Source organism: Pseudomonas sp. HMSC08G10, from assembly GCF_001808425.1.
GTDB classification, from domain to species: domain Bacteria; phylum Pseudomonadota; class Gammaproteobacteria; order Pseudomonadales; family Pseudomonadaceae; genus Aquipseudomonas; species Aquipseudomonas guariconensis.
On record NZ_KV793310.1, the window covers coordinates 61,721 to 71,839 of the forward strand.

10 protein-coding genes are annotated in these 10,119 nt (G+C 63.9%); 8 read left to right on the forward strand and 2 right to left on the reverse strand.

The window, feature by feature from the left end; translation table 11 throughout:
* Positions 1 to 60: 60 nt before the first annotated feature.
* The 5 genes from HMPREF3173_RS14345 to HMPREF3173_RS14365 all read left to right on the forward strand — a co-directional run bounded on the left by HMPREF3173_RS14345 (position 61) and on the right by HMPREF3173_RS14365 (position 4,182).
* Complete coding sequence (locus HMPREF3173_RS14345) at positions 61 to 369, forward strand: PepSY domain-containing protein (protein WP_070574029.1); 309 nt, start codon at positions 61 to 63, stop codon at positions 367 to 369.
* Entirely contained in the window at positions 369 to 683 is a 315-nt protein-coding gene (locus HMPREF3173_RS14350; RefSeq protein WP_070574031.1) for a PepSY domain-containing protein, read from the forward strand. Before HMPREF3173_RS14345 ends, HMPREF3173_RS14350 begins: the two co-directional genes overlap by 1 nt.
* Positions 684 to 1,352, forward strand: coding sequence for a response regulator transcription factor (locus tag HMPREF3173_RS14355; protein WP_070574033.1), 669 nt, complete (start codon positions 684 to 686; stop codon positions 1,350 to 1,352). It abuts the gene before it with no gap.
* Complete coding sequence (locus HMPREF3173_RS14360) at positions 1,349 to 2,668, forward strand: sensor histidine kinase (RefSeq protein ID WP_070574035.1); 1,320 nt, start codon at positions 1,349 to 1,351, stop codon at positions 2,666 to 2,668. The genes HMPREF3173_RS14355 and HMPREF3173_RS14360 overlap by 4 nt, the downstream gene beginning before the upstream one ends.
* Positions 2,669 to 3,024: 356 nt before the next feature.
* The gene (locus tag HMPREF3173_RS14365; protein ID WP_070574037.1) at positions 3,025 to 4,182 is read left to right on the forward strand and encodes an HPP family protein; all 1,158 of its coding nucleotides are present in this window, start codon (positions 3,025 to 3,027) and stop codon (positions 4,180 to 4,182) included.
* Here the strand turns inward: HMPREF3173_RS14365 and HMPREF3173_RS14370 are convergent.
* Complete coding sequence (locus tag HMPREF3173_RS14370) at positions 4,156 to 5,022, reverse strand: LysR family transcriptional regulator (RefSeq protein WP_070574040.1); 867 nt, start codon at positions 5,020 to 5,022, stop codon at positions 4,156 to 4,158. The genes HMPREF3173_RS14365 and HMPREF3173_RS14370 overlap by 27 nt on opposite strands.
* 177 nt (positions 5,023 to 5,199) lie before the next feature.
* Between HMPREF3173_RS14370 and HMPREF3173_RS14375 the strand changes: the two genes are divergently transcribed.
* Entirely contained in the window at positions 5,200 to 7,089 is a 1,890-nt protein-coding gene (locus tag HMPREF3173_RS14375) for a propionyl-CoA synthetase (RefSeq protein WP_070574049.1), read from the forward strand.
* A gap of 22 nt (positions 7,090 to 7,111) precedes the next feature.
* On the opposite strand, the gene zapE is transcribed toward HMPREF3173_RS14375, so the two are convergent.
* Entirely contained in the window at positions 7,112 to 8,185 is a 1,074-nt protein-coding gene (gene zapE, locus HMPREF3173_RS14380) for a cell division protein ZapE (protein WP_070574043.1), read from the reverse strand.
* Positions 8,186 to 8,433: 248 nt separating this feature from the next.
* On the opposite strand from zapE, the gene HMPREF3173_RS14385 reads away from it, so the two are divergent.
* Together HMPREF3173_RS14385 and HMPREF3173_RS25020 are read left to right on the forward strand one after the other, a co-directional pair.
* Complete coding sequence (locus tag HMPREF3173_RS14385) at positions 8,434 to 9,591, forward strand: 2-aminoethylphosphonate--pyruvate transaminase (RefSeq protein WP_070574046.1); 1,158 nt, start codon at positions 8,434 to 8,436, stop codon at positions 9,589 to 9,591.
* A 112-nt stretch (positions 9,592 to 9,703) separates the two neighbouring features.
* On the forward strand, positions 9,704 to 10,119 hold a 416-nt coding region (locus HMPREF3173_RS25020; protein ID WP_256544489.1), incomplete at its 3' end, for an HAD family hydrolase.

The window sequence follows — 10,119 nt, forward strand, 5'->3', positions numbered from 1 at the left end:
GGACCGCGGGGTAATCTTAACCCCGTAGACAACTTGCTGATCTCGATGGAGAGAGAACCCATGAAAACTTTGACTGCCCTGTTCACTGCCGCCGCCCTCGCTTTCGGTGCCAATGCTGCCTTCGCCAAGGACGTTCAGCCCGATGAAGTGGTGAAGCTGGTCAATGCCAAGACCATCAAGTCCCTGGAGGAGCTCAAGGCTGCCGCCATAGCCAAGCACCCGGGTGCCAGCGTGACCGACTCCGAGCTTGAGAACGAGTACGGCCGCTACATCTACAAAGTCGAGCTGCGCGACACCCAGAACGTCGAATGGGACGTGGACCTGGACGCCAAGACCGGTGAAGTCCTCAAGGACGAACGAGACAACTGATGAGTGATCTACCGCGAACGGCGCGCTACCTGGCCCTGGCCCTGATGGCCGCCTGTTCGCTGGCCGGTGCTAGAGATCTGGACCAGGATGAAGCCCTCGAACTACGTCAGAAGGGCGTCATCCTGCCATTGGAACACCTGCTCGAATCCGCCCTGGGACGTTATCCCGGGGCGCGTTTGCTGGAGGCGGAGCTCGAAGAGAAACATGACCGATACGCCTACGAGGTCGAGTTGCTGACTCCGGCCGGCGTGGTACGGGAGATCAAGCTCGATGCCCGCACCGGTGAGCTGCTCAAAGACGAGGAAGACGACTGAATGCGCCTGCTGCTTGTCGAGGACAATGTCCCCCTGGCCGACGAATTGATCGCCGGCTTGCAGCGCCAGGGGTATGCCGTGGACTGGCTGGCCGATGGCCGTGACGCGGTGTACCAAGGCCAGAGCGAACCTTACGATCTGATCATCCTTGACCTGGGGCTGCCCGGCCTGCCAGGGCTCGAGGTACTGAGCCAGTGGCGCACCGCCAACCTGGCCACGCCGGTGCTGATCCTCACCGCGCGCGGCTCCTGGGCCGAGCGCATCGAAGGGCTCAAGGCCGGCGCCGATGACTATCTGACCAAACCTTTCCACCCCGAGGAGCTGCAACTGCGTATCCAGTCGTTGTTGCGTCGTGCCCGGGGGCTGGCCAATCAGCCGACGCTGGAGGCCGCTGGCCTGCACTTGGATGAAGGCCGTCAATGCGTGATCCGCGAAGGTGTCGACATTCAACTGACCGCTGCGGAGTTTCGCTTGTTGCGCTACTTCATGCTGCACCCGCAACAGGTGTTGTCCAAGAGTCACTTGGCCGAGCACCTGTATGATGGCGAAACCGAGCGCGACTCCAACGTGCTGGAAGTGCATGTCAACCACCTGCGCCGCAAGCTCGGTCGCAGCGTGATCGAGACCCGCCGCGGCCAGGGTTACGTGTATGCCGGGAGCGCGGCGTGAGGTCGATCCAGGCACGCTTGAGCCTGGGTCTGGTGGCCGTGCTGGTGGTGGTCGGCCTGGTCCTGGCCCAGCTGAGTCTGTGGCTGTTCGAGGTCGGCTTGCAGCGTTACCTGGAGGCCGGCCTGCGCAAGGAGAGCGAAAACCTGCTGGTGGCCCTGGTGCGCGGGCCGTCAGGGCTGCAGCTGGACGAGCGACGCGTATCGGCGGCCTATCAGCGCCCTTTTTCGGGCTATTACTTTCGCATCGACTTCGACCAGGGCACGTGGCGCTCACGCTCGCTGTGGGACTTGGACATGCCCAAGCCTGCGGCTGCGGGGCTCGAGGATAGCCTTGAGCTAGGGCCGGAGGGTCAGCAATTGTTGACCCTGCGTGCGGACTACCGACGCCTGGGCCAGGACATCTCGATCAGCGTGGCCCAGGATTACTCCCCGGTGCGCGAGGGCTTCAGGCGCATGCAACAGATCGGTCTTGGCATGGGGCTGGTGGCGTTGGTGTTGGTGCTGGTGTTACAGCGCCTGACCGTGACCCGCTCGCTACGCCCGCTGGAGCGGGCACGCCAGCAGATCGCTCAGTTGCAGCAAGGCCAGCGCTCTCAGCTCGATGCCCAGGTGCCCAGTGAGCTGCAACCTTTGGTGGACCAGATCAACCATCTGCTGGCGCACACCGAGGACAGCCTGCGCCGCTCGCGTAACGCCTTGGGTAATCTCGGCCATGCCTTGAAGACGCCGCTGGCGGTACTGCTGAGCCTGGCGGCCAGTGAACGCCTGAAGGACTTGCCGGACGTACGTGAGCAACTGCGCGAGCAACTCGAGCAGATCCAGCAACGCCTGGCCCGTGAACTCAACCGTGCGCGTCTGGCCGGCGACGCGCTGCCCGGTGCACAGTTCGACTGCGACGCCGAACTGCCGGGCTTGCTCGGCACCCTGGGCATGATCCATGGCGAAGGGCTGCTGCTCGAGCGCGATGTGCCACCGGGACTGTTGTTGCCATGGGACCGCGAGGATCTACTGGAGCTGCTCGGCAACCTGCTGGACAACGCCTGCAAATGGGCCGACAGCGAGGTGCGCCTGGGTATCGCGCCGACGGTCGAGGGTTATCAGCTGTGGGTCGACGATGACGGCCCTGGCATTCCCGAAGCCGCGCGTCTGCAGGTTCTGGAGCGGGGCTCGCGCTTGGACGAGCAGGTCGATGGGCATGGCCTGGGCCTGGGTATCGTGCGCGATATCGTCGAGGCTTGGGGCGGGACGCTGGCGCTGCAGGAAAGCCCGTTGGGCGGTTTGCGGGTGAGTATCGCGCTGCCACGCAAGGGGCGTTGAAGGTGCCACGGACAGCACCTCGATTGGCGCACCGTGCGGTCTGTGATTCGGGGCCGCCTCACGGCCCATCGCAGGCTTCGCCAGCGCCCATGAGGACCACCGTCAGCCCTGTATTGGCCGGTAAATCCACTTCCACGAGGCCACCGCAGCGCCTGGCACTGCAAAAAAATTGCAGTACAGCGGCACTTTTTTGAATTGGCCCGCTTGCTATCACACCCGGCACAATCGCCGCCATGAAACTTCGTGTTTCCATCTCCAGGGACGGAGCCATTAAGCTATTGCATTGGCAATACAAGCCCAGGCCCGTTCGGCTGGGCTTTCTTTTCAAATCAAGAAGAACACGATCGACTGCCCTGATGTCTGCCTCGCGTCCCGAAAACCGTCTGCAGCGCTTATTGCCTGCGCCCCTGAACATCCCTCCCAAAGAATGGTTGCGTGCTGGCCTTGGCGCGCTGCTTGGCCTGCTGCTTGCCGGAACCCTCGTCAGCCTGGCTTATGGCCCCTCGGTCGCCCTGCACCTGCTCGGCCCCCTGGCCGCCTCGGCAGTGCTGGTGTTCGCGGTGCATTCCGGGCCGTTGGCCCAGCCGTGGCCGGTGTTGGGCAGCTATGCCGTGGCCTGTATCGTGGGTTTGGTGATGCGTCATTACCTGGGCACTGAATTGTGGGTCGCAGCCAGCGCTTTGGGCCTGTCGATCGTGATGATGTGCCTGTTACGCTGCCTGCACCCTCCAGGTGGCGGGGTGGCGGTAGGTGCCGTGCTGGCGGACCCGGGGCTGACGGCGCTGGGCAACCATCTGCTCGAGCCGATCGTGCTCGATGCTTTGATCCTGATTGTCGTGGCGGTGCTCTACAACCGTCTCACCGGCGTGCGCTACCCCAAGGGCCCGTTGCCGCGCAAAGACCTGCACCACACCCACGATCCGCTGCCCGGCGAGCGGGTCGGGGTGAGCAGCGAAGATTTGGATGTCGCCCTGGAAGAATTGGGCGAATTCGTCGACGTTACGCGCGATGAGCTCGAGCGCATCATCCTGGCCACCGAGCAGCACGCCCTGCAACGCAATCTGGGCGGTATCACCGCGGCCTCGGTGATGTCCCGTGACGTGCAGTTCGCGTCGCCGGCCACCACCTTGGAGCAGGCTTGGAAGATGCTTGCCAACCACCAGCTCAAGACCTTGCCTGTACTGGAAGGAGGGCGTTTGGTGGGCATTGTCAGCCTCAGCGACCTGGTCGGCCCGGCCATGGCCCGAACACGTTTCAGTTGGCGTGGGCTGTTCCGTCGCCCGGTGGTGCGCATGGAGCAGGTGATGAGCCGCCGGGTCATCAGTGTCAGCAGCCAGCATCCGCTCGATCGCCTGTTGCCGTTGCTCAGCGAGCAGGGCCTGCATTGCCTGCCGGTGCTCGAGGAAGACAAGTTGGTTGGAGTGATCACCCAGACCGATCTTATCGCCGGGCTCAAGCGGCACCTGCTCAACGCCGCCGCGCAACGTTCAGATCATCGGGTCCCAGCGCTGTGACCAATCGCTGTCGCCGGTGGCCACGAGCCGGCGCAGCACATTGAAGGCTTGCTGCAAGGCCTCGCTGTCGCGCTTGCGGGCGTAGACGAGAAAGGTCGGGTAGGTGAATTCCGGCGCCTGTGGTACCCGCTCGACCACGCCTTTTTCCAGGTAGGCCTGCACCACCCGCGTCCGGAAATAGCCGCTACCCCCTTGCTCGAGGATGAACTGTAAGGCCAAGGGGCCCAGGTTGAAGCTCAGCGCCGGGCGTGCGCAGTCGGGCAGGGCGGCATCATGCTGGCGACGGAAGGCCTCGCCCCAGTCGATGTAGATATAGGGCTCGGGTTGACCGACCCGGCGCACGCGGATCAGCTTTTCCTCCATCAATTGCTCAACCTGCAGCCCCGGGCCGTAGGTCGGCTGGTACACCAGCGCGGCATCGAGCAGGCCCATTTCCACCTTGCGCAGCAACGACTCGCCATCGCTCACCTCGCTGCGAATGGCGTGGCTGGGCAATTCCAGGTGCAGGGCGCTGACCCAGGCGAGCATCATCGGGTTGGCCAGGCTCACCTCGCCCCCCACGTGCAGCACTTGCTGGCACCCTTGGGGCAGCGGCAGGTCGCGGCGGGCGGCCTCCCAGGTCTGCACCATCTGGTTTGCGTAGACGATGAACGCTTCGCCGTCGCTGGTGAGGGTTGCGCCGTTGCGGCTGCGGATGAACAACTGGCAGCCCAGTTGCTGCTCGAGGCGTTGTACCCGCGCGGTGATGGCCGTCTGCGATACGAACAGGCGTTCGGCGGCGGCGACGAGGCTGCCGCAGCGCACGATTTCCAGGAAGGTACGGGCCTGGTCGATATCCATTGAAACGGCTCTTTGGCTCACGAGAAGCCCTATTCTAGGCCTCGTGCTGTAGCGGGGCGACAACCCCGTGCAATCTTGCATATCGGTTGCGACTTAAGTCCGATGGCGGGCGCGGGGTACCGGTCCATACTCGGGGTTCGCCCTTCAATAACAACAAGTACCGGGTTGCAAATCGCCATGACCTACCAGCACAGCTACGCCCACTCCATCGCCGATCCCGCCGCCTTCTGGGCCGAACAGGCCGAACACCTGGCCTGGCATCGCAAGCCTTCCCTGACCCTGCAGAACAACCCTGACGGCACCCACCGCTGGTTCGCCGATGGCCGCCTGAACAGCTGCCACCTGGCCCTGGACCATCAGATCGAGCAGGGGCGCGGCGACCAGCTGGCGTTGATCTACGACTCGCCGGTGACCGGCGTGCAACAGACCTTCACCTACCACCAGTTGCGAGATGAAGTGGCCCGCCTGGCCGGCCTCCTGCGGCAGTTGGGCGTGGGCAAGGGCGATGGGGTGATCATCTACATGCCCATGGTGCCCCAGGCCGCCATGGCCATGCTGGCCTGCGCGCGAATCGGTGCCGTGCACTCGGTGGTGTTCGGCGGCTTTGCCGCCAACGAACTGGCCCTGCGCATCGATGACGCCCGACCCACGCTGCTGCTCACCGCCTCCTGTGGCCTGGAGTTCGACCGGGTGATCGAATACAAGCCGCTGGTCGATCGCGCCTTGCAACTGGCCAGGCACCAGCCGCGTCATATCTTGGTGCTGCAACGCCCGCAGGCCCACGCCACCCTGCAGCCGGGGCGCGACCTGGACTGGCAGCAGGCGCTGGCCGGTGTCGACCCGGTGCCCCCGGTGGAGCTGGAGGCGGGTGATCCGCTCTACATCATGTACACCTCCGGCACCACCGGAAAACCCAAGGGCATCGTGCGCGAGAACGGCGGTAACGCAGTCGCCCTGTGCTATGCCATGCGGCATATCTACGGCATGCAGGCCGGCGATGTGTGGTGGGGCATCTCCGATGTGGGTTGGGTAGTCGGGCACTCGCTGATCGTCTACGGGCCGTTGATGAACGGCTGCACCACGGTCTTCTACGAGGGCAAGCCCATTCGCACCCCGGACGCCTCGGCCTATTGGCGCGTGGTTGAGCAGTACCGGGTCAATGGCCTGTTCTGCGCCCCCACCGCCATGCGGGCGATCCGCAAGGAAGACCCGGACGGAGCGCTGATCCGTCGTCATGATTTGAGCTCGCTGCGCCAGTTGTTCCTGGCCGGGGAGAAACTGGATTCGAGCACCCACCAATGGCTGGAGCGTGTCAGCGGAAAACCCGTGCACGACCACTGGTGGCAGACCGAGACGGGCTGGCCGGTCACCGCGCCCTGCGTGGGCCTGGAGGGCAGCGCGGCGCGGCCAGGCTCGAGCAACCGCGCAGTGCCGGGGTACAACGTGCAGGTGCTCGATGACGAAGGCCGGCTCTTGGGGCCGCACGAGCAGGGCGCGATCGTCATTGCCTTGCCCTTGCCGCCCGGTTGCAGCCAGACCCTTTGGGGGGATCACGAGCGTTACCTGCAGGCCTACCTGCAGCCCCACCCGGGCTATTACCACACCGGTGACGGCGGCTACCTGGACGATGAGGGCTTCGTCTACATCATGGGGCGCACTGACGATGTCATAAACGTCTCGGGCCATCGCCTGTCCACGGGTGAAATGGAAGACCTGGTCGCCCGCCATCCGGCGGTGGCCGAATGCGCAGTGATCGGCGTTCATGACGAGATCAAGGGCCAGGTACCGCTGGCGCTGGTAGTGCTCAAGGACGGCGATGGGATCGGCGAGCAGCAGTTGCAGGCAGAGCTGGTGGCCAGCGTGCGCGAGCAGATTGGCGCCTTGGCGTGTTTCAATCGCGTGCGTCTGGTCAAGCGCCTGCCCAAGACCCGTTCGGGCAAGATCCTGCGCGCGGTGCTGCGCAAGATCGCCGATGGCCAGGACTACGTGCCGCCTTCGACGCTGGACGATCCGGCGGTGCTCATTGAAATCGAAGGGGTGTTGGCGGATCTGCCCAGGGCGAGTTGACTGGGCAGTGCGAAGCGTGCGCTCAGTCAGGCCCGACCTGATGCAGTTGCCCCAGGCGGCTGCGGGTACGCATCAGGTCGGCGAGTGAGCCGCCCAGGCTCTCTGCCAGCGGCCGCTGGCCGATCACTGTCAGGGTCTTGTCCTGGTCGTACAGCACATCCACCAGATTGACGAAGCGTTGCTGCGCGGCCAGCGAGCATTCGGACAGGTCGTCCAGCCCGTCGATGATCCACGCGTCGAATCGCTCGGCCAACGCCAGATAGTCGATTACCGCTGTGGCCTGTTCGCACAGGTCGGCAAAGGCGAACATCACCGTTCGACCCTGGCTGGCCAGGGCGCGCAGGTTGCGTTTGTTCACCTCCAGCAGGACTGGCTGCGCGACCGGTAGCGCCAAGCCCTGGCGCTGGTCGGCATCCCCTGGCCACAGGTAATGCCCTTGGGTGAAGCGCTGATGTGCGCGGTTCGCCGGCAGGCTGCGAAAGTCTGTGTCGCCGTCGACTTCCAGTACCTGCATGCGGCTGTGGATCAGGCGGATCACCGGCAGGAAGCGCTCGTGATACAGCGGGTTGGGCAGCAGCCCCTCGGGGGCATAGTTGGAGGTCACCAGCAGGCACACGCCCCGGTCGAACAGCGCGTTGAACAGGCGGGTGAGGAGCATGGCATCGCCGATGTCATGGACATGGAATTCATCGAAGCACAGCACTTGGCAGTGATCGAGCAGTTCGTCCAACGTTGCGCCCAAGGCATCATTCAGCGCCCGGTTGCGGTGCATGCCCTGGTGCAGGCGGGCGAAGAAATCATGAAAGTGCAGGCGGCGCTTTGCCTCGACCGGCACGGCCTGGAAGAACCCGTCGAGCAGCCAACTCTTGCCACGCCCCACCGAACCATGCAGGTAGAGGCTGCGCGCCTGGCCCTGTTCCAGCAGGGCCAGTTGTTCGGCCATGGCCTGGATGACGCGACGTTGCCCGTCGCTCAGCTGGTAGCCGCGGCTGTCGGCCTTGTCCTGAAAGAACGCCAGGAGCCTGTTGTCAGCGGGTGACTCGTTGCGCAAGCGCTGCTTGAAATGACGTAGCGGCATCGGAAGCCAGGCGGACACGTTCGGGTTCCTCGTTGCGAAGGCGGGCAGGGCAGCTTGCAGGAGGCTGGCGCTGCGAGCAATCGAGAATGTGCCTGGCGATGATCGTGAAATGCGATGGGTCTAGGCGGTGAAGGCATTGGAAACTGCGATGAATAAATAAAGCTTATTTGTGAAATACGATAAATCGATTTTTCTTATCCAGTGCAAATTGTTTCCATGCGCTCATGCATCACTCCTTCACAAAAACAAAACCGCCGGAGAAGATCATGACCAAAGCCGAAGCCCTCCCTCTCGCCCCACCTGCCCAGGGTGAGCCCTACCTGCTGACGCCGGGCCCGCTTACCACCTCCAAGGCCACCAAGGAGGCCATGCTGCGCGACTGGGGTTCATGGGACGGTGATTTCAACCGGGTCACGGCCGAGGTTCGCCAGCAACTGCTGAGCATGGCCGGCGTGACGGATGACAGCTTCGCCTGCGTCCCGCTGCAAGGCAGCGGCAGTTATTCGGTCGAGGCGGCCCTGGCCACGGCCATCCCCAAGGACGGCAAGGCCCTGGTACTGATGAATGGCGCCTACGGCCAGCGCGCCAGCAAGACCCTCGAATACCTCCATCGCGCCTACATCACCCTGGACAAGGGCGACTACCTGCCGCCCCAGCCGGATGAAGTCGATGCGCTGCTCAAGGCCAACCCGGACGTCACCAACGTCTTCATCGTCCACTGCGAAACCAGCTCCGGCATCCTCAACCCGCTGCGTGCCATTGCCGACGTGGTCAAGGCCCACGGCAAGAGCCTGATCGTCGATGCCATGAGCTCCTTCGGCGCCGTGCCCCTGACCGTTCAGGACATCGCCTTCGATGTGCTGGTCTCGTCTGCCAACAAATGCATCGAAGGCATCCCGGGGTTCGGTTTCGTGATTATCCGTCGCAGTGTGCTGGAGGCCGCCAAGGGCCGCGCCAACTCCCTGAGTCTGGACTTGTTCGAGCAGTGGGCCTACATGGAGCGCACCGGACAATGGCGCTTCACTCCGCCGACCCACAGCGTGGTGGCCTTCCACAAGGCCTTGGAGCAGCACCGTGCCGAAGGTGGCGTAGCGGGCCGGCAGGCGCGCTACACGCGCAATCGCGATGTGCTGGTGGCCGGCATGCGCGAGCTGGGCTTCAAGACCTTGCTTGAAGACTGCTGGCTGTCGCCGATCATCACCACGTTCTTCAGCCCTGAACATCCGAACTTCGACTTCAAGCGCTTCTACGACGAGCTCAAGGCCCGCCAGTTCATCATCTACCCCGGCAAGCTGACCGTGGCCGAAAGCTTCCGCATCGGCTGCATCGGCCAGATCGACGAACACATCGTTCACCAACTGCTGCGTGCCATCGCCGACGCTCTTCTGGCGATGGGCGTGGACATGCAACGTCCAGCTGCCTGAGTCGGCCCTGTCGAGGCGGCACGCTTAGCTGCCTCGACGCTTTCCCATACCGTTGACCTGGATTCCGTGCGCGGATCTTGGGTGCCTGTTAGCGATTTCCGGAGCCACCACGATGCACTACGAACAGCCTTCCTCGTTGCAAGCCGCGATTCTCGACTGGGCCGGTACCGTCGTCGATTTCGGCTCGTTCGCGCCCACCCAGATCTTCGTCGAAGCCTTCGCCGAATTCGGTGTGAGCGTTTCCCTGGACGAAGCCCGCGGCCCGATGGGCATGGGCAAGTGGGATCACATCCGTACCCTGTGCGATGTGCCCGAGATTGCCGAGCGCTACCGCAAGGTGTTCGGTCGTACACCGACCGACGACGACGTCACAGCCATCTACGAGCGCTTCATGCCCCTGCAGATCGAGAAGATCGCCGTGCATTCGGCGCTGATCCCAGGTGCCCTTGAGGCCATCGCAGCGGTGCGTGACAAGGGGCTCAAGATCGGCTCCTGTTCCGGCTACCCGAAAGTGGTGATGGACAAGGT